The 24,158-nt window shown below is 60.2% G+C and carries 26 protein-coding genes and 5 pseudogenes; 17 read left to right on the top strand and 14 right to left on the bottom strand.

Going from position 1 to position 24,158, the window contains the following annotated elements:
- Nucleotides 1–56 precede the first annotated feature (56 nt).
- Nucleotides 57–776, bottom strand: a complete 720-nt coding sequence (locus ACNA0J_RS05775; protein ID WP_415817320.1) for an enoyl-CoA hydratase/isomerase family protein — start codon at nt 774–776, stop codon at nt 57–59.
- Complete coding sequence (locus ACNA0J_RS05770; protein ID WP_415817318.1) at nt 773–1,939, bottom strand: CaiB/BaiF CoA transferase family protein; 1,167 nt, start codon at nt 1,937–1,939, stop codon at nt 773–775. The genes ACNA0J_RS05775 and ACNA0J_RS05770 overlap by 4 nt, the downstream gene beginning before the upstream one ends.
- A 200-nt stretch (nt 1,940–2,139) precedes the next feature.
- Here ACNA0J_RS05770 and ACNA0J_RS05765 point away from each other — a divergent pair, with 200 nt between their 5' ends.
- Complete coding sequence (locus ACNA0J_RS05765; RefSeq protein WP_415817316.1) at nt 2,140–3,117, top strand: Bug family tripartite tricarboxylate transporter substrate binding protein; 978 nt, start codon at nt 2,140–2,142, stop codon at nt 3,115–3,117.
- Nucleotides 3,118–3,293: 176 nt separating this feature from the next.
- Nucleotides 3,294–3,917 (top strand): LysE family translocator, encoded by a 624-nt coding sequence (locus tag ACNA0J_RS05760; RefSeq protein ID WP_415817314.1) that lies wholly within the window; start codon nt 3,294–3,296, stop codon nt 3,915–3,917.
- Nucleotides 3,918–3,979: 62 nt separating this feature from the next.
- On the opposite strand, the gene ACNA0J_RS05755 is transcribed toward ACNA0J_RS05760, so the two are convergent.
- Nucleotides 3,980–4,828 (bottom strand): SDR family oxidoreductase, encoded by an 849-nt coding sequence (locus ACNA0J_RS05755; protein WP_415817312.1) that lies wholly within the window; start codon nt 4,826–4,828, stop codon nt 3,980–3,982.
- Nucleotides 4,829–5,142: 314 nt separating this feature from the next.
- Here ACNA0J_RS05755 and ACNA0J_RS05750 point away from each other — a divergent pair, with 314 nt between their 5' ends.
- The gene (locus tag ACNA0J_RS05750) at nt 5,143–6,036 is read left to right on the top strand and encodes an AraC family transcriptional regulator (RefSeq protein WP_415817748.1); all 894 of its coding nucleotides are present in this window, start codon (nt 5,143–5,145) and stop codon (nt 6,034–6,036) included.
- A gap of 105 nt (nt 6,037–6,141) precedes the next feature.
- Here ACNA0J_RS05750 and ACNA0J_RS05745 read toward each other — a convergent pair whose 3' ends face one another.
- Nucleotides 6,142–6,642 carry an Lrp/AsnC family transcriptional regulator gene (locus ACNA0J_RS05745; protein ID WP_415817310.1) on the bottom strand — a complete coding sequence of 167 codons (501 nt, stop codon included), beginning with the start codon at nt 6,640–6,642 and terminating at the stop codon, nt 6,142–6,144.
- Nucleotides 6,643–6,729: 87 nt separating this feature from the next.
- Here ACNA0J_RS05745 and ACNA0J_RS05740 point away from each other — a divergent pair, with 87 nt between their 5' ends.
- Complete coding sequence (locus tag ACNA0J_RS05740; RefSeq protein ID WP_415817308.1) at nt 6,730–7,905, top strand: MFS transporter; 1,176 nt, start codon at nt 6,730–6,732, stop codon at nt 7,903–7,905.
- A 537-nt stretch (nt 7,906–8,442) separates the two neighbouring features.
- Here ACNA0J_RS05740 and ACNA0J_RS05735 read toward each other — a convergent pair.
- Nucleotides 8,443–8,832 (bottom strand): annotated as a pseudogene (locus ACNA0J_RS05735) (transposase); the annotation flags it as partial.
- Nucleotides 8,833–8,861: 29 nt separating this feature from the next.
- Here ACNA0J_RS05735 and ACNA0J_RS05730 point away from each other — a divergent pair.
- Nucleotides 8,862–9,008, top strand: coding sequence for a UTRA domain-containing protein (locus tag ACNA0J_RS05730; protein WP_415817746.1), 147 nt, complete (start codon nt 8,862–8,864; stop codon nt 9,006–9,008).
- 17 nt (nt 9,009–9,025) lie between these two features.
- On the top strand, nt 9,026–9,205 hold the full coding sequence (locus tag ACNA0J_RS05725; RefSeq protein ID WP_415817306.1) for a hypothetical protein: 180 nt from the start codon (nt 9,026–9,028) through the stop codon (nt 9,203–9,205).
- Nucleotides 9,206–9,406: 201 nt separating this feature from the next.
- Here ACNA0J_RS05725 and ACNA0J_RS05720 read toward each other — a convergent pair.
- From ACNA0J_RS05720 to ACNA0J_RS05690, 7 genes and pseudogenes are all read right to left on the bottom strand, one after another.
- Nucleotides 9,407–9,998: pseudogene (locus tag ACNA0J_RS05720) on the bottom strand (substrate-binding domain-containing protein); the annotation flags it as partial.
- Nucleotide 9,999: 1 nt separating this feature from the next.
- Nucleotides 10,000–10,087, bottom strand: a pseudogene (locus tag ACNA0J_RS05715) (substrate-binding domain-containing protein); the annotation flags it as partial.
- A gap of 28 nt (nt 10,088–10,115) precedes the next feature.
- Nucleotides 10,116–10,799, bottom strand: coding sequence for a 4-carboxy-4-hydroxy-2-oxoadipate aldolase/oxaloacetate decarboxylase (gene ligK, locus ACNA0J_RS05710; protein ID WP_415817304.1), 684 nt, complete (start codon nt 10,797–10,799; stop codon nt 10,116–10,118).
- A gap of 2 nt (nt 10,800–10,801) precedes the next feature.
- Nucleotides 10,802–11,827 (bottom strand): amidohydrolase family protein, encoded by a 1,026-nt coding sequence (locus tag ACNA0J_RS05705; RefSeq protein ID WP_415817302.1) that lies wholly within the window; start codon nt 11,825–11,827, stop codon nt 10,802–10,804.
- Nucleotides 11,824–12,171: a DUF1932 domain-containing protein gene (locus tag ACNA0J_RS05700; RefSeq protein ID WP_415817744.1), complete on the bottom strand. Its 348-nt coding sequence runs from the start codon at nt 12,169–12,171 to the stop codon at nt 11,824–11,826. Before ACNA0J_RS05700 ends, ACNA0J_RS05705 begins: the two co-directional genes overlap by 4 nt.
- A gap of 88 nt (nt 12,172–12,259) precedes the next feature.
- The coding region (locus tag ACNA0J_RS05695; RefSeq protein ID WP_415817300.1) for an NAD(P)-binding domain-containing protein at nt 12,260–12,762 on the bottom strand (503 nt) is incomplete at its 3' end.
- A 52-nt stretch (nt 12,763–12,814) separates the two neighbouring features.
- Nucleotides 12,815–13,795 (bottom strand): Bug family tripartite tricarboxylate transporter substrate binding protein, encoded by a 981-nt coding sequence (locus ACNA0J_RS05690; protein ID WP_415817298.1) that lies wholly within the window; start codon nt 13,793–13,795, stop codon nt 12,815–12,817.
- A gap of 135 nt (nt 13,796–13,930) precedes the next feature.
- Between ACNA0J_RS05690 and ACNA0J_RS05685 the strand changes: the two genes are divergently transcribed.
- The 7 genes from ACNA0J_RS05685 to ACNA0J_RS05655 all read left to right on the top strand — a co-directional run bounded on the left by ACNA0J_RS05685 (nt 13,931) and on the right by ACNA0J_RS05655 (nt 21,155).
- Nucleotides 13,931–15,277: a LysR family transcriptional regulator gene (locus tag ACNA0J_RS05685; protein ID WP_415817296.1), complete on the top strand. Its 1,347-nt coding sequence runs from the start codon at nt 13,931–13,933 to the stop codon at nt 15,275–15,277.
- A 67-nt stretch (nt 15,278–15,344) separates the two neighbouring features.
- Nucleotides 15,345–16,214: an amidohydrolase family protein gene (locus ACNA0J_RS05680; RefSeq protein WP_415817294.1), complete on the top strand. Its 870-nt coding sequence runs from the start codon at nt 15,345–15,347 to the stop codon at nt 16,212–16,214.
- 41 nt (nt 16,215–16,255) lie between these two features.
- Nucleotides 16,256–17,164: a LysR family transcriptional regulator gene (locus ACNA0J_RS05675; RefSeq protein WP_415817292.1), complete on the top strand. Its 909-nt coding sequence runs from the start codon at nt 16,256–16,258 to the stop codon at nt 17,162–17,164.
- Between the two features lie 107 nt (nt 17,165–17,271).
- Nucleotides 17,272–18,273: a Bug family tripartite tricarboxylate transporter substrate binding protein gene (locus ACNA0J_RS05670; protein WP_415817290.1), complete on the top strand. Its 1,002-nt coding sequence runs from the start codon at nt 17,272–17,274 to the stop codon at nt 18,271–18,273.
- A 49-nt stretch (nt 18,274–18,322) separates the two neighbouring features.
- Nucleotides 18,323–19,144, top strand: a complete 822-nt coding sequence (locus ACNA0J_RS05665) for an amidohydrolase family protein (protein ID WP_415817288.1) — start codon at nt 18,323–18,325, stop codon at nt 19,142–19,144.
- A 99-nt stretch (nt 19,145–19,243) separates the two neighbouring features.
- Nucleotides 19,244–20,227: a Bug family tripartite tricarboxylate transporter substrate binding protein gene (locus ACNA0J_RS05660; RefSeq protein WP_415817286.1), complete on the top strand. Its 984-nt coding sequence runs from the start codon at nt 19,244–19,246 to the stop codon at nt 20,225–20,227.
- Nucleotides 20,228–20,258: 31 nt separating this feature from the next.
- Nucleotides 20,259–21,155, top strand: a complete 897-nt coding sequence (locus ACNA0J_RS05655; RefSeq protein ID WP_415817284.1) for an amidohydrolase family protein — start codon at nt 20,259–20,261, stop codon at nt 21,153–21,155.
- A gap of 227 nt (nt 21,156–21,382) precedes the next feature.
- Here ACNA0J_RS05655 and ACNA0J_RS05650 read toward each other — a convergent pair whose 3' ends face one another.
- Entirely contained in the window at nt 21,383–21,478 is a 96-nt protein-coding gene (locus ACNA0J_RS05650) for a carboxymuconolactone decarboxylase family protein (protein ID WP_415817742.1), read from the bottom strand.
- A 321-nt stretch (nt 21,479–21,799) separates the two neighbouring features.
- Here ACNA0J_RS05650 and ACNA0J_RS05645 point away from each other — a divergent pair, with 321 nt between their 5' ends.
- From ACNA0J_RS05645 to ACNA0J_RS05635, 3 genes and pseudogenes are all read left to right on the top strand, one after another.
- Entirely contained in the window at nt 21,800–22,210 is a 411-nt protein-coding gene (locus ACNA0J_RS05645; protein ID WP_415817282.1) for a VOC family protein, read from the top strand.
- 56 nt (nt 22,211–22,266) lie between these two features.
- Nucleotides 22,267–22,473 (top strand): annotated as a pseudogene (locus ACNA0J_RS05640) (macro domain-containing protein); the annotation flags it as partial.
- A 48-nt stretch (nt 22,474–22,521) separates the two neighbouring features.
- Nucleotides 22,522–22,915, top strand: a pseudogene (locus ACNA0J_RS05635) (DapH/DapD/GlmU-related protein); the annotation flags it as partial.
- A gap of 81 nt (nt 22,916–22,996) precedes the next feature.
- On the opposite strand, the gene ACNA0J_RS05630 reads toward ACNA0J_RS05635, so the two are convergent.
- The gene (locus tag ACNA0J_RS05630) at nt 22,997–23,200 is read right to left on the bottom strand and encodes a hypothetical protein (RefSeq protein WP_415817280.1); all 204 of its coding nucleotides are present in this window, start codon (nt 23,198–23,200) and stop codon (nt 22,997–22,999) included.
- Nucleotides 23,201–23,325: 125 nt separating this feature from the next.
- Here ACNA0J_RS05630 and ACNA0J_RS05625 point away from each other — a divergent pair, with 125 nt between their 5' ends.
- Nucleotides 23,326–24,069: an SDR family NAD(P)-dependent oxidoreductase gene (locus ACNA0J_RS05625; protein ID WP_415817278.1), complete on the top strand. Its 744-nt coding sequence runs from the start codon at nt 23,326–23,328 to the stop codon at nt 24,067–24,069.
- The last annotated feature ends 89 nt before the right edge of the window (nt 24,070–24,158 follow it).

Below are 24,158 nucleotides of genomic sequence, written 5' to 3'. Positions count from 1 at the left end.
GTCTCACTCCAGATAAGCCCCGCTGCTCGCCGGCAGCATAGGCGGCAAACGTCTGCCTATGGATTCAAGTAGGCGTGTATACGGCTCTTTAGCCCCGGCGCAGCGGCCGAGCGCACCAGACTGGCGAGATCAGCGTCGCTCTCGCTGCCACCCAGCACAGCGTGCAGCTGTTGGCGAGCGCTGGCACTCAGCTCACGTGCACTGACATGCGCAGCAGCCGCTACTGCCTCCCACTCGCCCGCCGCGGCGAGCGACGTGGCAAATCCCATTTGCAGCGCGGCCTCGGCATTAAAGGTACGAGTGTGAATCAGCACGTCATGCGCGGTCTGCGCACCTACCACGGCCGCAAAGCGGCGCGTGCCCAGCACCAGGCCGAACTTCAGTCCAGGCATACGAAAACTCGCATCCGGTGTCGCCACGCGCAATCGGCACGCACCGAAGAGATCCACGCCAGCACCGAAATTTCTGCCATGAGCCAGCGCCAGAGTGAGCGCGGGCGATGCCGCTACTTTCTGCAGCAGCTGTTCCAGGCGCACGAACCGCAGCAACAAATCGCCGTCGCTCTGTTCCTCGTAGCCGCCAAAATCGAAACCCGCGCTGAAATTCTTCCCACTGCCCTGAAACACGATGGCCTCGCTGTGCTGAGCATGTGCGTCGTCGACCGCCGCAATGAGCCCCTCCACCAGCTCGGCCGACAACGCGTTCATCTTTTCAGGTCGTTGCAGCGTGATGCGGCACAGGCCATCCTGATATTTCACATCGACGAGTGCGCTCATGGTGATACCTTGTCCGCATTACGCAGCGTACCCAGAATTTCCTCGGTGTGTTCTCCCAGGCTGGGTGGACGCATGCGGATAGGCGCGCTGGCGCCACCGATACGCACCGGCGCGCCGAATGTCTTGGTCTGCACGCCATTGGGCAATTCCAGCGGACGCACCCATTCCATGTGCTCGACCTGAGGATCGGTCAACACCTCTGAGTAGCTGTTGATCGGCGCGCACGGCACGCCACGCGCGCGGAATTTCTGCAACCAATTGGCGCCGTCGTCCTGCACGAACAGAGCCTCGAGGAATTCGCGCAGCTCGTTCTGGTTGCGTGCGCGCAGCGTAGTGCTGGCGTAACGCGGATCCTCGACGAGTTCAGGATGACCGATGATCTCGCACACCGATCGCCACAGCGCATTGTTGCCCGCAGCCATCCCAAAATATCCGTCGCGGCAGCGAAACGCCTGATATGGCGCATTGCGCGGATGCGCGGAGCCGAGTTTCTGCGGGTCTTTACCGCTGCCGAAATATTCCGAGGTCTGCAACGCGGCAATGCCGAGCGTAACGCCCAGCATGGCGACGTCCAGATGCGTGCCCTTTCCTGTATTTTCTGCCACGCGCAGCGCAGCCGAGATAGAGGTCGCCGCATACAGGCCGGCGGTGAAATCCGCCAGCGGCACGCCGCATTTCACGGGCGCACCACCCTGCTCGCCTGTCACGCTCATGATGCCGCTCATGGCCTGGATGGTGAGGTCAAAGCCCCCCTCTTGCGAACGCGGCCCGGTCTGGCCATAGGCAGAGATCGAGCAATAGATGAGACGCGGGTTACGAGCTGCCAGGGCTTCGTACCCCAGACCCAGGCGCTCCATCACGCCCGGACGATTGTTTTCCAGCAGCACATCCGCATCGTCGATCAAGCGGCGTGCGAGCTCGGCATCACCTGCGTCCTTGAGATTCAGGGTGACCGAACGTTTATTGCGATTCAAAGAAGCGAAATTCTCGCTATATCCATCACTGAGAGGCGGCCACGACCTGAGGGTGTCGCCGCCTTCCGGATGTTCAATTTTGATGACATCGGCCCCCATATCCGCGAGCAGCATGCCGCAGAACGGTCCTGCAGCCACGTTGCACACCTCGATGACTCGCACACCGGCCAATGCTTGCTTGTGATCCATGTTGCCTCTTTGTTTTTCAAATCCTGATTTTCATACATCGAATCCCATAAAAAACCTGGGGTAGTCGATCAATACTTGACCAGAATAGCACCACATGCGATTCTTGTTAAGCCAAATTTGGGATTCATATCCTATATTTTGGGAAATACAGAAAGGCACATAACTTTGCGCCATAAGAAACACATCGGAGACAAACCACCATGTACAAGACCCTATTGCTATTTCTCGCCGCCGCCATCAGCGGCCCGCTGATGGCCGTCGCCCACGCCGCTGATTGGCCCGACCGCCCTATTCGAATGATCGTCCCCTATCCACCCGGCGGCGCCACCGATGTCGCAGCCCGCCTTTACGCACAACACATGGGCGATTTCCTCAAACAAACCGTCGTCGTAGAAAACAAAGCCGGTGCGGGTGGTGAGGTAGGCGCCGAGGCCGTCGCGCGCGCCACACCCGATGGCTACACCGTGCTCATGGGCGCGCTGGGCAGCCTCGCGATCAACGCTTCGCTGCTCGACAAACAGAACTACAGCTTCGTAAAGGATTTCAAGGGGGTCTCTGTTGCCATCACCATGCCGATGGCGCTGGCAGTGAACACCACCGTGCCGGCCACCTCCGTACAGGAACTGATCGCCCTGGTTAAATCGCGCCCCGGCAAACTGTCGATGGGCTCGGCCGGTAACGGCAGCTCGCAGCACATGGCCGGTGAATTATTCAAACAAATCACCGGCACTGACATCCTGCACGTTCCCTATCGCGGCAGCGGTCCGGCCGTCACCGACTTGCTCGGCGGGCAGATCGATATGGTGATCGACACGCTGCCTGCGCTAATGCCCCAATTGGCCAGCGGCAAGATCCGTATTCTCGGCGTCACCACCGCCGAGCGCGCCCCCGCCCTGCCCGACGTCAAAACGCTCGCCAAACAAGGCGTCCAGGGCTATGCAGTGGCGACGACCTATGCCTTGCTGGCGCCGACAGGTACGCCGCCCCAAGCCATCGAAAAAATGTCGATGGCCATGCAGAAAGCCGGTGCACTGCCTCAACTGCGCGACGGCGCTGCCAAGCTAGGTGCGAAAGCAACGCCCACGTCGCCGGCTGAGACTGACAAAGTGATATCCAACGAATTGGAGAAATGGGCTGCCGTTGTGAACCGTTCGACTACCCGCACTGCCAAGAAGTGATTGACCAACCAGATCATCATCTGGCAGTAACCAATTCCAGCACGTGAGTAAAGATGACGCCGGCAAAGCCGCTTGGCAAAAGTCTCAGGCGGGCAACGCTACAGCAATGGTAAGGTTCCATATACGCCAAGTGGCGCATCGCCGAGTTCTAATCAATCACCTCTCGAGTTGGATTCATGGAATATCTATCTCAATTGCTCACGCTGTCCGGCATCGTTCTCCTGGCCTGCATCAGCCCTGGGCCGGACTTCGTCGCCGTCACGTCGAATGCCTTGAATGACCGGCGATCAGGCGTGTTCGTTGGCCTGGGGATCGCGTGCGCGGTAGTCGTGTGGGCGACCTTGGCCATCCTGGGGTTTGGATTGCTTATCAAGGAGCTGTTCTGGTTGTATGAAGCCATCCGCTTGGTCGGAGCGGCTTACTTGATCTATCTCGGCACTCGGATGCTGATGGCCTCGTTCAAAGCCAGGAACGGTACGCCACGGGTAGACGATGTGCCGCGAATCGGGGCATTGCAAGCCTGGCGCCAGGGCTTCATGGTCGGCATCACGAATCCAAAGACGGCGACTTTCTTTGCCACCCTGTTCGTGACCGTACTGCCGGTCGGAGCACCCACGTGGGTGTATGTCAGCGTGGTTGCCTTGGTGGGGTTGATAACGGCTGGGTGGCTGGGGTTACTCGCTGCATTCTTTTCCGTGGGACGTGTTCGGTCGGTCTATGCACGTGTGAGCCGCGTGGTCGATGCAGTGATGGGCGCGGCGCTTGTGGGGTTGGGGATTCGTTTGGCTAGCAGTCGTTAAAACGTTCATGCACCTCTGAAGAAAGAGCCCGGAGATCATGCCGGGCCATTTGAGCTCTTCTATCACTCCACGAAATCGGTGGCTTTCGACGAGCCCTTCCACGCGTTCAAGTCTTTCTCGACAGCCGAGGACTTGGCTACAGCCAGTTCATTGGCGATTTTCCCGGCAAACAAATGCAGTGGCGGCGTCTCGACGCTGGCCGCCTGGATAATCAGCAAGGCGAGCTTGTCCGGATCTCCGGCCTGATGGCCGTGCAGCGTGTCCAGATGCAGGTCAAGCGAAGCCTTCGCTTCGGCGTAATCGTCGATCTGGTGCTTGGCCACGGCCAGGGCGCCACTGGACAGAAAATCGGTACGGACAGGGCCTGGATACACCACCGTGGCGTGGATGCCTAGTTCCGCGACCTCCGCGGCCAGCGACTCCGTCAACCCGGCGAGCGCGAACTTGCTCGCTACGTAGCTACCCCAGCCCGGATAGCCGCCCTGGTAACCCACGATGGATGCGATATTGATGATGTGCCCGCTGCGTTGTGCGCGCAGATGTGCCAGAGCATGACGAACTACGATCACCGGCGCGAAGAAATTGACCTCAAAGTTCTGACGTAGCTCTTCGTCGGATAGTGCCTCGATCGTGCCTTGTTGCGCATAACCCGCGTTGTTGACGACCACATCGATGCCGCCGAACATTCGCATGGCCTGCATGATCGCCTGTTCGACGCTTCTATCATCGGTCAAGTCTACTTCGAGCGGCAGGAAATTTTCGGATGGTTGCCCGAACACTTTCGTCAATGCTGTTGCGGTGCGCGATGTTGCGGCCACACGATGACCTTGTTCAAGCAAACGTTTGACGAGCTTTTGGCCGACGCCTTTCGATGCACCGGTGACGAACCAGATACGGGATGTAGATTTCATGATGATGGGTCCTGATTGGGATATGTTGTGATAAATAAGTGAGATAGCAGCGATGTAGACCCCGTGCGAGGGCAGCGACATCGATGTCCTTGGGCAGCGGACCAATTTCAGAACTGCCATGAAGCAATATTCATTCATTGGCCGATGAAAGAATGGTAGAAAAATCCGCCGCTCAGGCGAATACATGGACCGATGCCATCATTGCCTATTCCTATTACCTGGGTAACGTGCGCGAAATAGCGACGCTAGAATGATCCCCGTCGTGACAACAGGAAAGAACGGTGCCTAACCTCCGCAATCCCGCTTCGACCAAAATGATCCGTCTGCTGGAGCAACTCGCGCCCAACGAGGGGTACACACAGTCGGCGCTGGACAGCGTGCGGCTGATGCGGTCGGATCGCCCGCTCGGGCGCACGCCCGTGCTGTATGAACCGAGCATCGTGATTGTTTGCCAGGGCCGCAAACTGGGATTCCTGGGCGATGCGGTGTATACCTACGATGCACAGCACTACCTCGTGCTGTCCGTGCCGTTGCCGTTTTCCACGGAAACGCAGGCCTCGCCAGAGGAACCCATGCTTGCGGTATCCATCCGTCTGGACCTGCTGGAACTCAGCGACCTGATTACACAGATCGCTGCCGCCGAACACCACTCCGATGCATCACCGATAGGCATCACCTCCACCCGATTGGAAGGCGACCTCGCACATACAACACTACGGTTGCTGGATGCATTGACGAAACCTCTGGACGCGCAGATCCTGGGCTCAAGCATCGTGCGAGAGATCTGCTATCGGGTTCTCACAGGTGAGCAAGGCCCCGCCATGCGAGCGGCGCTCGCGCATCACGGCCGATTCGGGCGCGTGGCGCGAGCGCTCAATAGAATTCATACCGATTATGCAAAGCCGCTTAACGTCACCCGTCTCGCCGAAGAAGCCGGCATGAGCGTGCCCGCATTTCACGCGAACTTTCGCACGGTGACGCAGACATCGCCGATCCAGTACATCAAATCAACCCGTCTGCATCAGGCGCGCCTAATGATGATCCGCGATGGCGTGACTGCAGCAGCGGCAGCGGGGCGCGTCGGGTACGAGAGCGCGTCCCAGTTCAGTCGCGAATTCAAACGCCTGTTTGGGCGAACGCCCATTGATGAAGTGCGTGACATGCGCGAATCGTTTACGCTCTCGCCGGCTGCGCGCTTTGGGGCCTGAGCAATCAACATGGATTCGTCTGGTCCGCAGGCGAAAGACGTCCGTCCCAACTGACGCGCTAACTCAGGCGACTGCCATCGCAGCATCGATAGATACCCTGACGGCTCACCCTGGCGAAGGCCCACGCTCCAAAAACGTGGAAAGAGCAATGTAGCTGCGAACTGAACGGACTCCCTCCAGGCTTTGAATTTCCATCAACAAGGTCTCTAGCGATTCGGTGTCATCCGCGCGCACCTTGATCATCAGGCAACCGTCGCCCGCCACCGTGTGAAGTTCCTCGATTTCAGGCCGTCCAGCCAGTGCCAGCAATTGGCGCGTTGCGTTGTAGCTGCTCGTGTCCACTACGAGAAACGTCAGAAGCGTCCTGCCGAGTTTGCAACCGTCCAGGATAGCCACGGTGCCCTTGATCACTCCTTCCCGCTTGAGTCTTTTGACTCGATCATGTACCGCGGGTTTAGAGAGGTGAACGATTTCGCTGAGCTCGGCATAGCTTTGCGACGCATCCTGGGCGAGTGCACCTAAAATTTTTCGGTCGATCGCGTCCAGTTCTGCGGGCTTATGCCGAATTTGCCGAACTGCGTCTGTTTCTTTCTGCTGTTGTGTCATTTCGATTTACGTCCGAATTTTGTATCCCATAAAATTAATATAAACGAACACTGTTCGGATGACATATTGCAGAAAGGAAATTGATTTATGCCAGTAGCACTGTTTGCGCTGGCGATAGGCGCGTTCGGAATTGGCCTCACCGAATTTGTCATCGCCGGCATACTTCCCCAGATTGCCCAGGATTTCGGTGTCGAGATTCCAACGGCAGGCCTCATGGCAACCACATACGCTCTGGGCGTCTTTGTCGGCGCACCCATCTTGACCGTGTTGGGCGCAAAAGTCCCCAGAAAGAAAATGCTGCTCGGTTTAGCTATCGTCTTTACATTGGGCAATGCTCTTACCGCGCTCGCTCCCACCCTGCCTATCGCGTTGGCCGGCCGCATCCTCACCGCCTTCAACCACGGCACATTCTTCGGAATCGGGTCCATCATCGCTGCATCGCTGGTCGCAAAGGACCGCCAGGCGAGCGCGATCGCCTTCATGTTTTCGGGCCTGACGATGGCGAATTTGTTCGGAGTGCCCGCCGGCACATGGTTAGCACAGGCCTATGATTGGCGACTGGTTTTCTGGCTGATCGCTGCGATCGGTCTTATTACCGCTATCAGCGTGGCGCTGCTTGTTCCCCGGATTAAGGCGGGAAAGGCGATAGCACTGAGAACGGAGCTGCGGGCTTTCATGGACCCCCAGGTGCTGTTGGCCATGGGAATCACCGTATTCGGCCCCGCAGCTTTTTTTACCTCCATCACCTACATCGCCCCGATGATGATCGAGGAAGCGGGTTTTTCAGATGCAGGCGTGGCTCGCTTGATGGTCCTTTTCGGTTTGGGCTTGGTTGTAGGCAACTGGATCGGTGGGCGCTTTGCGGACCGCTCCCTGTTTGGAACGCTGTTCGTAACCCTCGCCGGGCAGGCCGTAGTGCTACTTGTTTTTTGGATCGGTGTAAGTAGTGGTGCCGTCGCTTCTATCTCTGTCTTCCTCATGGCTGCATTTGGGTTCGCAACGGTCTCTCCGATTCAAAAGCTAGTCATGGACCGAGCCAACAGCGCTGGCGCGCCTACTATGGCGGCGTCCGTGAACATCGGCATGTTCAATCTCGGAAATGCTATCGGTGCCTGGGCCGGCGGAGCGACGATTGCGGCTGGATTTGGATTTGCTTCTCCGAACTGGGCGGGTGCAATACTCTCGCTGATCGCTCTTGGCCTGGCCGCTATTGCTTGGGTGAGCGCCGGCAGGAAGTGTGCAGTCGTGGCCGCTGAATGTTGAAACGATAAGGGGCGTGGAAACGCTGCGCGGCCACTCGGCTTGCCGCGCTCGACCCGTCTAGAATGTGGCTTGGCGTCTCTTGATCATGACTTTCACTGTGACGCCTTGAGCTTCGTTCGATAGGCGCAGTCACCGCTCAGTGCTGGCATCAACGACTAGTTGCGGCCGAGGCTGTGTGGAAACGTATTGGAAGTCTGAGCGTGTGCAGCATTCGGCAGTGAACGTGCCGTTGGTCATACGCCGCGATCCAGCTTACTTATTTGTTGAGCGGCCTTATAAGTGAGGCTTTGGCCTATTTCGCGAGCTTCAACAGCGCATAAATGGGCTTAAGCCCTTGCCGACTTGATCGCTTTCATCGTTCCAGCGATGCCCAACATGCTCATCAACCGCTTCAGGTTGTAGGCGAGCACATGCAAGCTCATTTCGGCACTCACATGCTCGAGCGTACGCGTCAGGAAGCACCTCTTCATGTTCCCAGCGGCGGATACGTCGATAGCTGCTAGTCGTGCACTGGTGTTTGATGAGGCATTGAGGACAAGCACTTGATTTGCTGCCGTCGATGGCAACGATGGCTTGCGAGAATATCTTTAACTGGCGGCACATGGCGACGAAGCGCTTACAGACATTGCGGATGCCAGGGCCGTTGTTGCGACGGAAATCAGCAATGGTTTTGAAGTCTGGCGCCAATCGGCCCGTGAGCCACATCAGCTCCACATTGCGTTGTGCTTCTCGCTCAAGCCGACGGCTGGACTGGATACGGGTGAGGTACCCGTAGATGTAGAGCTTTAGCAGAACGGCGGGGTGATAGGCGGGGCGCCCCGTCGCCGCAGGATCGACACCCTTGAAGCCAAGCGACTGTAGGTCAATCTCATCGACGAAGATGTCGACAACGCGTACCGGGTTGTCCTCGCCAATGAAATCGTCCAGACACTCCGGCGGTAGCGCAGGCTCTCGCCATCGATTCCGGCAGTGCCGTCTTTTTAATCGAGCGCGTGTCCTTCACCGAAGGACAGCGGCCCATCGATTACGAAAAGCTCCACTATCGCGGCGATCTCATCAGTCTCGTCACGCGCTTGGCCCGCCGTCCACGCGACCGATCGTGACCCAGAGTCCAACCGAGATGGAAATCCTATGGCTATTCGTGGCCGCTTTCGGTGCAAGTGCGCTTGGCGGAGTGCTTGGCATGGCGAGTGGCATCTTCATCGTACCTATCCTCACGCTGCTTTTTGGTGTGGACATCCCAACGGAAGCGCCACTGAGGTTGATGGAGATGATCTATGAATCGACCAAGGCTTCCTAGAGACTTCGCAGCCTAGAGTTTAGGTACCCAGAAAGGGGGATATGAGCAGCAAGGGTACACGCAAGAGTTCAAGGTTGAGGCGGCTAAGCAGATTCTGGGCCCACTCAGCCTGCTGTATCCGGGAATGGTCCTGGCCTCGAACTCAATCACGGCAGTGCCTCCGGTCTATGGCCGCCGCACTTTATCGGCCATTCGGATTTTCTACCACCTGGCTCGGACTCCCGTCATCCCGTTCGCCACTTTGGCCGCCTCAACTGCAGGCGATGTGAGATAAGCCAGAAAGGCTTGCGCGGCCTGCCGGTCGCGCACGGGCGAAGCCAGGGCCGCCGAGAACGTGGTGGTCAGCTGGATCGATTCGTGCAGTGGGCCGAGCAGGGTAATGCCCTCGACGTTCAGCAATTCACTCAACTGCTGAAAACCGAGATCGACTTCGCCGGACGCGACGAGAGACCCGACAGGAATGCCAGGGCGCGCCTGCACCAGGCGCGGCACGCCCTCGCCACCGTCCGGCGTGATGCCCCATTTCTCGAGCTGGCGCAGAATATGTCCGCCACTCGGTCCGGTCGAGTAGCCGATCGCACCGGCGTTGCGCACCGCGTTGCGGATCGATTCCTCGCTGCCGACGTCGGGCACTAGCGCGCCGGTTTTCACCGCCGCCGCCATTGACGAGTCCACCACGCCGACCAGCGTGCCGCGATCGACTTTCCCTTCGGACGCCAGGCGCTCCATCACGTCAGCGGCCAGCAAAACAAGGTCGAACGGTTCGCCGTCGCGCACGCGCTTGGCGGCGTCGNCGCCGCCGACCGATTCGAACACGACGGATTGCCCCATGTCGCGCGCGTACTGCTCGGTCAGCCGCGCCAGCAGCGAGCGAGTAACCATGGACGCTATGCCCTTCAGGGCCTGGCGTTCAGTCGACATAGCGCAGCCCCGCGGTTTCCAGAGAGCCTCGCATGTTGTACATATCAAGGCCGAGCACACCGGAGGCGAGCTTGGCGCGCTTGTCCGCCTCGTTCGCTTCGCGGGCCTGGGCCTTCTCGAGCGTCTGCGTAGCGATACCGGCCGGCACGATGACGACGCCGTCATCGTCAGCCACGACCACGTCACCCGGGTTGACGATGGCGCCCGCACACACGACCGGAATGTTCACCGAGCCGAGCGTGGCCTTGACCGTGCCCCTGGACGAGACTGCCTTGCTCCACACCGGAAACGGCATGCCCTGAAGCACGCTGATGTCGCGCACACCCGCGTCGATAATAAGCCCGCGCGCGCCGCGCGCTTTGAAGCTGGTAGCGAGCAGGTCGCCGAAATAGCCATCGGTGCAATCGGCGGTCACCGCTGCGACGACGAGGTCGCCTGGCTGGATCTGCTCGGCGACGACGTGCATCATCCAGTTGTCGCCGGGCTGCAGCAACACGGTAACGGCGGTCCCGCCCACTTGCGTGCCGGGATAGATGGGCCGCATATAGGGTTTCATCAGGCCGACGCGACCCATCGCCTCGTGTACGGTAGCGCTGCCGAGCTGGCCGAGCTTGGTCGCGACATCGCCGTTAGCGCGCACGATGTTGCGATATACCACTCCGATTTCATACATAGTCACTGCCCTTTTTGCTTGAGCGCCGCGTCCAGGCGAGGGTACACGCGACGGGCGTTGCCTTCATAGATCTTGTAGCGTTGCTCCGGTGTCACGCTGGCGGCTTCGATGTAGCGCTTGGTGTCGTCGTAGTAGTGGTTCGTGCGCGGATCAATACCCCGCACGGCGCCGATCATCTCGCTGGCAAACAGGATGTTGTCGACCGGAATCACGTTGGTCAACAAGTCGATCCCAGGTTGGTGGTAGACGCAGGTATCAAAGAAGATGTTGTTCAGCAGATGCTCTTCCAGTACCGGCTTCTTCATTTCTTGCGCCAGGCCACGAAAACGCCCCCAGTGGTAGGGAACCGCCCCGCCGCCGTGCGGGATCACGAAGCGCAGGGTCGGGAAATCGTGGAACAGGTCGGAGGTCAGGCACTGCATGAACGCGGTCGTGTCAGCGTTCAAGTAGTGCGCGCCGGTGGTGTGGAAGCAGGCGTTACAACTGGTGCTCACGTGAACCATCGCGGGGATGTCGTACTCGACCATCTTTTCGTAGATCGGGTACCAATAGCGATCAGACAGTGCAGGCGAGGTCCAGTGACCGCCCGAAGGATCGGGATTCAGGTTGATCGCGACGTTACCGTGCTGTTCGACGCACTTGACCAACTCGGGGATGCAGGTCGAGACGTCGACGCCAGGGCTCTGCGGCAGCATGGCCGCAGGGGTGAAGTGGTCGGGAAACAACTGGCTGACGCGATAGCACAACTCGTTGCAGAGGGCTGCCCACGTGCTCGATACCTGAAAATCGCCGACGTGATGCGCCATGAAGCTGGCACGGGGACTAAAGATGGTCAAGTCGAGGCCACGCTCGCGCATCAGGCGCAGTTGGTTGGTCTCGATCGATTCGCGCAGCTCGTCGTCACTGATCTTCAGCTCGGACGGCTTGGGCATGACGGACGGATCCTTGATGCCGGCGATCTGGCGGTTGCGCCAGTCTTCCAGCGCCTTGGGTGCGGTAGTGTAGTGGCCGTGGATGTCGATAATCATGCTTGGTCCGGCAAGGTGAGGTTCGGTGCTTTAAGTTCGGGCAGCAGGCTTTCGCGCCAATCCGGCAGGGCGCCCTTCTCGCTCAGGTGGGAGCGCAAGGCGACACCGGTGCGCGCCACGCTTTCCTGCACATCGGCAATAGCCGTGGCCAGACTGGCGTCCACTCCGATTTCGCCGAGCATGGCGGCCGCTTCCCGCATTTCCTCAGAACGCCGCTGGCCATGCTCGACCACCCGGCCGATCAGATAAGCTTCGTAGCCAGTGTCCCAGCCCACGCTCGGGAAACTGGCCGCGAGCGAGGTCAACACACGGGCATCCGCGCCGAAATAGCGAGCGGCCAGCATGCACTGCACGCACATGGACTCCATTCCCTTGATCATGATGCTGCGGCACAGCTTGATCGCCGAAGCCAGGCCGATGCTATCGGCCACNGCCTCGGTCTTCATGCCGAGCCCGTTCAATTCCTCTGATACCTGCCGTGCGAGGCGGCCACCCAAGAGCATGGGCACGCGTGCCCCCTGGGGCGGAACGGGCGCCATGACCGCCGATTCGACGTAGTCGGCCCCGCTGCGCTCGATGCTCGTGCTGTTGTGCTGCTTCACCTTGGGCGAAACCGAGTTGAGGTCGATGAAAATCTGCCCCGGCCGCATGTGCGCGGCGGCCGCTTCAGCCACGGCCTGCGCCTGGCTGGCCGTTACCGCGGAGAACACCAAGCGCGCGCCGGCCAGCGCTGACGCCAGAGTATCGTGCGTAACAGCACCGGCACGCTGGGCACGGACGAGGATCGCTTCACGCGCGCCGGGATCGTCGAGCTTCACGTCGTAGGTCGAAACCGTGCGTCCCTGGGCAACCCAGGCCGAGGCCAGAATGGGGCCGACTTCGCCAAAGCCGATAATCGCAATGGCGTTCACATCGGCATGAATGGATGATTGCATAATGATTTTTTCCAAAAAGCGTTAACGACTAAAGGGACGAATGCGCCGCCCCTTACTCCGGCACGATGCCAGCCTGCTGCACAGCGGCCTTGGAACGGTCGAATTCACCGCGTAGGAAAGCGCCGAAACCGGCCCCCGTACGTTCCGCCCGGATCGCCACTTCGGCACCCTGGTTGCGGATGTTGCTGGTCACATTGGTGTCGTCCAGGCTCTTGGCAAGCGCCTGCTGTACCAGATTCCTGACTTCCTCCGGCGTGCCGGCCGGGACGAGTAGACCGACATAGCTAGTGGCGATGAAATCGGCCACGCCCTGTTCGATGGCGGTCGGCACATCGGGCACAAGCGGCGACCTGTTCTGCGCGGCTATCGCCATAATGCGGGTCATGCCGGACTTGTGCAGGGGCTGGGCCGTGGACAGTTCGGTAAAGGCCGCATCAAGCGTCCCGCCTACCAGATCTGCCGTCAGCGCGCCGCCGCCCTTGTACGGCACATGCGTGAGATTCGCACCCGTCGCGGCAACGAATCGCACCAGCGTCATATGCGTGGCGCTACCGACGCCAGACGTGCCCACGTTTATCGGCCGCTGCTGCGAGAGCTTAATGAGCTCAGGCAGTGTCTTGGCGGGCAGGGATGGGTTCACGGCCAACACGTGGGCCACATCGCTGATCTTGCCCAGGGGAATCAGATCCTTGAGCGGATCGTAGGTCATGTTCTTCTGGAAGAAAAGGTTCACCGTCAGCGGCCCGTTCGAACTGGCCAACAGCGTGTAACCATCGGGCTTGGACCGGGTCACGTAGCCCGCGCCGATCCCGCCGCCAACGCCGGCACGGTTCTCCACCACGATCGATGTACCCAACAGGGGCCCCATGGCCGCACCGACCAGGCGCGCCATGGTGTCCACATTCCCCGCAGCGGCGAAAGGCACAATCATGTGGATGGGTTTGCTGCCAGGGTAGGCCGCGGCACGCGCCCAAGCCGGAAGGGACGCGGCGGGCAGCGCCAGGGCCATTTGAACAAATGAACGACGATTCAAGATAATCTCCACCATAGCTAGCTATGGATACTAGTGAGGGCGACTGACAGTATGAGGACGTCGTTACCTGGGCGGGTTGCCTAGTTCCGCACAACTCGTTCTAATATTTTTATCGACCATTCCTCGACCATGTCCATGAAAACGGACCATGCGGCATACGGCGACGCCGAATCCCTCGTCAACCTCCACCACCTCAGGGTGTTCTGCGACGTCGCCGCCAGCGGCGGCGTACGGCGTTCGGCGGAATCGCTGTTTCGCGCCTCGTCGGCCATCACGCGGGCCATTGGCCGGCTGGAAGAAAGCCTGGATATCCAGCTCTTCGAACGCAAGGGCACCGGCATGCTGCTGACCGCCGCCGGTGAAACCGTACGCATGCGCGCCCTGCGCATCGAAGACGAACTCAACACCATCCGGGCCGAGGCACGGGCGCTGCATCCGTCTTTCGGCAGGGTCGCGACAACGACGAGCAGCCTGTTCCAGACCCGCAAACTGATGATGGCCGTCATGTTGGCCGATATCCACCACATGCCCACAGTGGCGCATTTGCTGGGCGTCACGCAGCCCGCCGTCAGCGCGGCCATCGCCAGCCTGGAAGCCGGCCTGGGCCGACGCCTGTTTGAGCGCGCGCCACACGGCATGGTACCTACCGCGCCGGGCGCGCCATGGCTGCGCCGCTTCAAACGCGTACTGGCAGAACTACGCCACATCCGGGCCGACATTGCCGCCCTGAGGGGCGACCTCGAAGGCATCATTACCGTCGGCGCCCTGCCGCTGGTGCGCACCCTGCTCCTGCCCCGCGCGATCGCCAACGTCCTTGCCCGCCATCCGCGCGTGCGCATACGCACGCTGGAAAGCCCTTATGAAGACCTGTGCGCGGACCTGCTCTGCGCCGATGTGGATTTCATCCTGGGCGCCATGCGGCCATTGCAGGATGCCACGCTGCAGACCCGTGTTCTGTTCGAGGAAAATCTCGTTCTGATCGCGCGTGCCGGCCACCCGTTGTCGCGGAAACGGCAGATCGGCTTCACCGACCTGCTCCGCTACCCCTGGGTCGTATCGCGAGAATGGTCGCCGCTGCGCAAGCAACTAAACGCCTTTTTCACAAGCCACGGCCACCCTCTTCCCATCCCCTCGGTGGAAACTGCCGACTTGGCCCTCCTGCGTGGCCTGCTCCTGGACACCGACATGCTGACCGTTTTATCAGAACACCAGTTGCACCACGAGTTCAGCACCGGCAAGCTGGTCGCGCTGAACTCGCCGATGGACGGTCTGACGCGGCAGATCGGCGTTACCACCCGCACCGGGGCTCAGCTTTCTCCTGGTGCGCTGGCCCTGCTGCGAGAAGTGGAGATATTGGCCGCGCCGATCGCCGCCCTGCCCCTTGATCAGTCTCCCGATCCCGCCCAACTATGGGGGGACCCAATAAATAAATTAGATCGCCCTGCTCGCACAAAAGCAACGACCGGTCATCTCCGGTCGTGAATACTGTCTATTGCCAACGAACTCCGTTCACGTTTTTTCTCGATAATGAGCAAGCGGCCATCCTTTCATGAGAACCGTCCCCCCTCCTCAGTCCTCCCCCAGCAAGCCCACGTACGCGCTGCCGCGCCATGCCTGCGATACGCACGTCCACATCTACGGCCCGAGCGACCGCTTCCCCTACGACCCTGATCGCCCGTACGATGCGCCCGAGGCGCCCGCTCAGGCACTGGAAAACCTGCACCTCCACCTAGGCGTGGACCGCGTGGTCATCGTCCAGGCAACCGTGCATGGCACCGATAATCGCGCCATGCTCGACGCCATCGCGCGCAGGCCCGACAGCGCGCGCGGCGTGGCGCTAGTGGCCGACGACGCCACCGACAATGAACTGCAAACCCTGCATGCCGGGGGCGTGCGCGGCCTACGCTACAACTTCATGCCGCACCTGGGGCATTCCGCCGACCCGCGAGCAGTATTGGCGATGGCCCGCCGCGTCGCACCGCTCGGCTGGCACGTGCAACTGCATGTACAAGCCGAACATCTGGCCGAGCTTCATCCTTTTCTAAGCACCCTGCCCGTTCCCTATGTAATCGACCACATGGGCCGCCCCATGGTCCGTGACGGTCTCGAGCAACCTGCCCTGACGGAATTACTGCGCGTGCTGGAAGACGAGCAGGCTTGGCTCAAGATCAGCGGGCCGGAACGCATTTCCGAAATCTTGTCGCAAGGCCCGATCCCCTATGGCGATGTCGTGCCCTTCGTGCAGAGCATGCTGGCCGTGGCCGAAGACCGCATCGTCTGGGGGACGGACTGGCCCCACCCGAACGTGCGCGAAGTGCCCGACGACGGCAAGCTCGTCGATCTCCTGCCGCGCTATGCCGACGCCGGCGTCCTGCACAAAGTGCTAGTGGACAATCCCGCCCGGCTCTACGGATTCTGATCCGCCAGAAGGGCCCAGGCTCGTGCTACCGTAGCCCCACAATGCAGATCGACTTCCTGGGCATGCAGGCGTTCCTGGCCATTGCCGAGCACGGCAGTTTCCAGCAAGCCGCCCTGCACCTGAACCTATCGCAGACCGCTATCAGCCACCGGATCCGCAAGCTGGAAAACAGCCTCGGAACTCGGCTGCTGGCGCGCACCACGCGGGACGTCACGCTCACCGATGCTGGGCAGGCACTGCTGCCGCGCGTGCGCGGCGCCATGCGGGAACTGGCCCTGTCCTACGACACCGTGCGCCAGCACCGCAATGCCGCGCCGCAATGGCTGGCCTTCGCCTGCCTGCCCACACTGGCCGCGCAGCACCTCTCTCCCATTCTGAGAGATTTCGGCGAACGGCACCCGCATCTGGCGATCCGGGTCTTTGACAACTCCATCAACGAGATCGCAGAACTTGTCGAGTCAGGTATCGCGGCTTTTGGCGTATCCGTCGCGGCGCCAGTGCACGCAGCCCTGACCGTCGAGCCCTTCGCCGAAGAGCCTTTCGTATTGGCCTGCCCCGCCGGCCATCTGCTGGCGCGCCAGCCCCGCGTATGCTGGGACCAGCTGCGCGACGAAGCGCTGATCCGCATCAGCCTGCCCGCCGGCAACAGCACCACTATCGACGATGCACTGGGCGAACGGCGGCTGCATTTACGCTGGATCTACGAAACCCAGCACACCGCCGTGGCCCTGAATTTCGTGGAAGAGGGCCTGGGGCTGACCGTGGTACCTGCGCTGTCGATACCAGCCTCGGCCAGCTTGGTCGCCCGGCCCTTGGGCGAACCGGGCATCACGCGCAGACTCGCCATTGTCACGCGCCACGGCGCCACCCTGGCGCCCGAAGCCGCCATGCTGCGCGACAGGATCATGCAGGCGCTGGCCGGCGCCGCCAGCATCCCTCAACTGCGCTGACGCAGCGCATCATGAAACCGGCGCATGAATCGGATCAAACAATTCATTTGCTGCGGAGGTGTCGGCCTACTTAGACTGCGCAGCAGCCAAATAACGAGGAGACCGACATGCGCAAATCTACAATGCCGCGCCGCGCCGCCATCCGTTGCCTGACCAGCGGCCTGCTGGCCATAGCCAGTTCGAGCGCCCTGATACCAGCCACCCAGGCTGCCAGCCCCTACCCTGGCGACCAGCCCATCCGCCTCGTGGTGCCCTTCGGCCCAGGCGGTCTGGCCGACATCTCGATGCGCTTGGTCGCGCAGAAACTCGGCGAACGCTTCAACGAGAAAGTCATCATCGACAACCGGCCTGGCGCCGGCGGCATCGTCGCGGCCAACGTCGTGCGGACCTCCCCCAAAGACGGCCACACCCTGATCGTCTTCGCCAACGGCACAGCGATCAGCAAATCGCTGTTCAACCTGCCCTTCGACCCCGAGAAGGATTTCACGCCCATCTCCACTGTCGCCTACTTCGACCTGATCCTGCTGACCAACCCGAAGGGCAAGATACACAACATGGCTGACCTGCTCGCGGAAGGCCGGAAGCGCCCGCTGACGCTGGGCACCATCAATCCCGGCAGCACGCAGAACCTGTCGGCCGCGCTGTTCAACTCGACTGCCAAGCTCGACAACGCCACCGTCATTCCCTTCAAGACCACGGCCGAGGTCATGGCGACCCTGGTGCGCGGCGACGTGGACGTAGCCTTCGAGTCGTATGCCGCGCTCAAAGGGCCTATCGACGCTGGCACGCTGCAGCCCATCGCGACTACCAGCGCCAAGCGCTCGACCTGGCTGCCCAATGTGCCCACCGTCAAAGAAAGCGGCCTGCCCACCTATGAAGTCACGGGCTGGAACGCGCTGTATGCCCCGGCCGGCACGCCGCCCGAAGTGATCGAGACAATCCACCACCAGTTGACCGAGGTGCTGCAGATGCCCGACCTGCGCAAGCGCTTCGAGGACCTGGGTACGGAGGCCCAGATCAGCACGCCCCAGGAAATGAGCGCCATCATGCATCGCGATGTCACTCTGTGGGCCGACGTCATCAAGCAATCGGGCATCCCGCGCCAATAAAGCGACAAGGCTCCTTCCTCTTAGCACGAAGTATCACAGGGTATTTTTCATGACATCAACGCCTCACCCGGAGCACTGCCTGCTCATCGATTCGCACGTCCATGTGTTCAAGCAGGACATGCCGCTGATCCCCAACCCGCGCCACAGTCCCACCTATAGCTTCACCGGCGAACAGTTGCTGGACGCCATGGGCACGAACGGTGTGCGCTTCGCCGTGATCGCCGCGGCCAGCCCGTGGGGCGACTACAACGACTACATCATCGATACGCTGCGCAGCAATTCGCGCCTGCGCGGCACGGTGATCCTGGAGCCCTCGGTCGAACGCATCGTGCTCGACGAGATGGACCGCGACGGCGTGGTTGGCGTGCGGTTGCCTTTCATCAGCATGAAAGAGCTACCCGACCTCGACAGCTGGAACTACCGCAAGTTCCTGCGCCGCCTGGTCGACTTGGACTGGCACGTGCACGTCCACATCGACGGCCCGCGCCTGCCGCTGGTGCTGCCTTATCTGGAACGTTCCGGCGTGAAGATCGTGATCGACCACATTGGCCGTCCCGATCCCGTGACTGGCATCGAAGGCGATGGCTTCAAGGCCATGGTGAGCTCAGTGGAAAAGGGCCGCACTTGGGTCAAACTCTCCGGTGCCTACCGTCTGGGCGAGAATGCCCGCGCTTGCGCGCAAGAATTGTGCCGCCGCGTGGGGTACGACAAGATGGTATGGGCGAGTGACCTGCCGTTCGTGGGCGGCGAGAAAGATACGGATTATCCCCGAGCCATCCAGTGGCTGAACGACACGATCCCGAACGAGGCGGATCGTCGGCGAGTGTTCGGGGAAAACGCGCTGAAGCTGTATTTCTCGCCACGGGCCTGAATGCACGTCTAAGAAAACGCCCCGGCTGGACGTAACGACCAAATCCTGCCTGGGCAGATCGTTGCCGAGTGAGCATTCACCCGAAAAAGAGAGGCCGTCATGTCAACACAATCCGCGCCGCACCGCCGCAGCCTCGTGCTCGGCGCCTTGGTCCTCGCCGCCGCGCCGGCCCTGACCAGCGCAGCCAGCTATCCCGATCATCCCATCACGCTGATCGTGCCCTTTCCCGCGGGCGGCACCGTCGACGCCACCGCGCGTCTGGCCAGCGCCGAAATCAGCAAGCGGCTCAAGACGCCCGTGATCATCGAGAACATCGGCGGCGCGGGCGGCGTCATCGCCAGCCAGCGCGTGGCGCGCGCGGCGCCCGACGGCTACACCTTGCTGTTCGCAACACCCAACCACACCATCAACCCGGTGATCCAGTCCAAGCTGCCGTTCGATACGGAACGCGATTTTGAACCGGTCTCCCTCGTCGCCCAGATCCCGGAACTGCTGGTGGCCAACGGCCAGCAGCCCTTCTCTGACCTCAAGGGATTCATCGACTACGCGCGCAGCCATCCGGGCCAGCTCAATTACGGCTCGGCGGGCAACGGCACGCTGCCGCACGTGACGATGGAACTGCTGCTGCTCGAGCTCGGCCTCAAGGTCACGCATGTGCCGTACAAGGGCGCCGCCCCGGCGATGAACGATCTGCTGAGCGGCCAGGTCGCGATCAAAATGGACACCATCACCACGTCGCAGCCGCACATCCCTTCGGGGCGCCTAAAGCCGCTGGCCCTGGCAAGCCTGCAGCGTTCGCCGCTGATGCCCGACGTGCCCACCATCGCTGAATCCGGCCTGCCGGGCTACCAGGGCATACTCTGGATGGGCATCCTGGCTCCCAAGGGAACGCCGAAGCCGATCATCGACACGCTGCATCGCGCCATCGCCGACGCCGTGAAGAACCCCGAGCTTGGCCAGAATTTCCAGGCCGGCGGCGCCGAGCCGATCACCAACACGCCCGCAGAATTCCGCCAGATGATCTCGAGTGAAATCACGCAATGGAAGGACATGATCAAGCGCGACAACATCACCGTAAATTGATCTCTCGACCCGACTCGACAAGGAAGTACTGATGAATCCCGCCAAGCAGCCGCCCCCGACCCAGCCGCCCGACCCGCATCCCCGCAAGCCCAAGCTGGTCGCGCCGCCCGGATCGATCGATTGCGCCATCCACCTGTTCGGGCCAGCCAGCGAATTCCCGTTCCATCCCGACAGCCGCTACAGCGCGGAAGATGCTCTGCCCGAAACCCATATCGCGCTGCAGGACACCCTGGGCCTGGCCGGCGCGGTCGTGGTGAGCGGCGGCGGCTATGGGCCCGACACCCGCCATCTGATCCACGTGCTGGAGCGCTTCCCGGATCGCTTCCGCGGCGTGGCGCTGTTGCCTGAAGACGTGACGATGGAACACATCGAGCAGCTCGACCGTCTGGGCGTGCGCGGCGCGCGCTTCATCAGCACCGGCCACCGCGGCGCGCTACCGCGGCTGTCGCCGCGGATCGCGGCGATGGTGCATGAATTCGGCTGGCACATCCAGTTCTACCCGCATGGCACTGACCTGCTGGAACATGCAGACGCGCTGCTGGCGCTGCCGAACTCGATCGTGCTGGATCACTTCGCGCACATTCCGGCAGCCGGCGGCACCGGGCAGCCGGCGTTCCGCAAACTGCTGGAAATGCTCGATACTGGCCGCGTCTGGACCAAGATCTCCGGGCCCATGCGCTGCACGGATGAAGACTACCCCTACGCCTCGGTGACGCCGATGGCGCGGGCGCTGGTAGCTCATGCGTCGCAACGCCTGCTATGGGGCACTGACTGGCCTCATCCCAACATGAACGGCCGCCTCATGCCCAACGATGGCGATCTGTTCGATCTGCTGTCGGAATGCGTGGACGACCGAGACACGCTGGAGCAGATTCTTGTGAAAAACCCGCGCGAAGTCTACGGCGAGTTCGGCAAGACGGCCAAGTAATACCCGTCCAAGGCCCGTTGACACCACCGCAATCCATCAGCGATGAGGGCGAAGCTGATGAATGCGGCGAAAAAGCAAAAAGGCTTAGATCACCAACGATTTGAGCCTTTTATTTCTACAGAAATTCTGGTGGGCTGTGAGTGGCTCGAACACTCGATCTACGGATTAAGAGCATCGTGAACACTTGGGGGACTTTTGGCGAACTCTTGCGCAGCGATGCGGATCGCCTACTGGGTTGTCGCATAGCCGCTATAGGGCGCGAGATTTATCAGCATTTCGATAATCTCTTGTCGACTTGCACCAATGTTCAAGGCAACGTTGATGTGAACTCACAAAGGGATTTCCGTCGTCGGAAACGCCCAACATGACGTTCGGCGGCACTACCCCAAAACAGAAACTTGGCAATCGCCAGTTAACCCAGTTAACTCGTTCTACTGCCGCCTACTGTTGAAAATGGGGAGTTACCTTTAGGACCTATGCGACAGAACGAGACAGTTTCAGCGCGCCCCGCCACGCACGTTGCTTCACCGAACGAGCGCCAAAATTTGCCGAACACTGGCTACAGCTCTTAATCTGTGATTCATGAGTGGACGTTGACGGTCCGACGTCTAGCCCCAAATCTGCCTCACCCCAGGAGGATAATCATGCCGATATTTCAGATTAAGCATTTGGACCATGTCGTGCTTCGAGTTCAGGATCTGGCGCGTAGTGTGGAGTTCTATACAAAGGTACTAGGCTGTCCCGTCAAGAAGAAGAACGAGAAATACGCCATGATTCATCTGGGTGCCGGCGGGTCCATGATCGATCTGGTTGATGTGCAAGGGCCTTTGGGCGCCACCGGCGGCAAAGCCCCGGAAAAAGAAGGGCACAATCTCGACCACTTTTGCCTGCGGGTCGATCCGTTCGATGAAACTGCCATCCTGGAACATCTACAAGCCTGCGGAATTGCCGCGAGCAAAGCCGTGATGCGATATGGAGCAGAAGGCGATGGACTTTCGATCTATTGCTTCGATCCCGATGGCAATCAAATCGAGCTGAAAGGCCCAGCGATGTAGAGTGAAAATTTGTTTCGTACTCCAAGGAGCATGAATATGCCTACCAGCCTAAGCGCAAAAAGGCAATCGCTTCGATAGCATTCCCAAGCATCAGCACGGGCATATACGGCTATCCCATCGAGTTAGCAGCGGAGGTAGCTGTCAAAAGCGTGCGCGAGAGCTTGTCGGCGGACTCGTCTGTTCAAGAGGTGATCTTCTGTTGTTTCTCGGCAGAGGATCTTTTTCAATATGAGCGCATATTGAATCGGCCGCTTTCGGTATAGTTCAACGGGACATGCCTAAGCGAAACTCCGCAATGAGCCAGACCGCCAATGATCCCGCCGTTCTACACGACTGGCGGAGAAAGCATTCGCGTCGGCTCAATGTCTTTATCAATCAGAATTGCACGATGTACGACCTTGGCGGAATCGATATTGCGGATGACGTAATGATCGGGCCGAATGTGAGTCTCATCACTTCGAGTCATCCCCTTGACCCTGCTCAGCGCCAAGCCTGCGTGATCGCCAAGCCCATCACAATACAGAAAATGTGTGGATCGCCGCCGGAGTCACGATCATCGGAGGCGTGACGGTCGGTGAAAGCTCGGTTGTCGCAGCAGGTTCGGTCGTTACTCGGGATGTTCCGGCGAACACGCTAGTTGCCGGAAATCCTGCACGCGTCATTCGCGCAATCGATGAGGACTCAGAAAATGCAGAGGACAGTTAAGACCCATCCGTCAATCTAATCGCCCGACTATCAAGCAACTTCTGAAACTCATGGACTTCTTCTATAGCAGGTCTGCGCGAATTATTGATTCAAGGCAGCCTTCGCGGCTTCCGCTGGGGTCAGCCCCTCGTAAAACATGTCAGTAAACCACTCGGCTTCGTCTTCGATATGCTGTTGGGATTCTTCGCGTGACGCACCAGCCGCGACGAATAATTCTTCTACTTCAGTACACCACTGAATCAGCGCGACTTCGTCTGGATCAGGTAACTCGGGTTTTCGGGCCATGATTTTCTCCTGTTGATGGATATTCGCATCATACTGCTGCGCCAACTGCAACAACCATCTCCTAGGCATACGGTATGACTCCCTGTATGTAAACTACATCTCTTTCCAACTCCCTTGACCTCCCTATGCGTCAACCTCCACGTGTTGCTCCGGTTACAGGATCCACTTCAGGTATTGGAGCAGCAATAGCGCGCCGGCTGTCTACGGATGGCTATGCCGTCGTGTTGCATTCGCGCAGCTCTGTGGATGTAGGCATCGCTATGGCGCGTGAACTGGGCTTGGCGGCCTATGTGCAGGCAAACCTCGCTGACGATGCAGATCGGATACGACTGGTGCAAGAAACTGTCGCGCAATGGGGGCGTTTGGACATCGTCGTGAACAATGCGGGCATCAGCCGCGTGATTCCCCATGCCGATATGGCGGCCGCTACGCCTGACATATGGCGCGAGCTGCATGAGGTCAATGTCATCGCGCCGTTTCGCATCATTGCGGAAGCCGAGGCCGCACTACGGGCGTCTGCTGCTACTGGAACGCCCGCCTGCGTGATTAATGTGAGTTCGCATGCAGGTGTTCGTCCGAAAGGGGCTTCTATCCCCTATGCCGCCACGAAAGCGGCATTGAATCATGTCACGCGCTTGCTAGCGGTCTCACTTGCTCCGGATATTCGTGTGAATGCCGTCGCTCCTGGACTTGTGGATACGCCGCTGACAGCCGACTGGACGCAAGCTCAACAGTTGTGGCGCGAGCGCGCGCCGATGCGGCGGGCTGCTAGCCCTGAAGACATTGCACAAGCAGTGTCAGTGCTTATTGAATCTAACTATTTGACAGGCGAAATTTTGCTTTCTGATGGTGGATTGAATCTCACGTGATTCTGGAAAAACGGTATTGCGTCCATGCATCCGGCTGCCACGCTGGGCGAAGAAGGTGGATGGGCTGTGGAGCTGATTCCTATGGATTT

Origin of the sequence: Bordetella tumbae, assembly GCF_965139195.1 — a bacterium.
GTDB classification, from domain to species: Bacteria; Pseudomonadota; Gammaproteobacteria; order Burkholderiales; family Burkholderiaceae_B; genus Bordetella_A; species Bordetella_A tumbae.
Note: the sequence above shows the minus strand (reverse complement) of the source record. Positions and strands in the feature narration are given on the sequence as shown.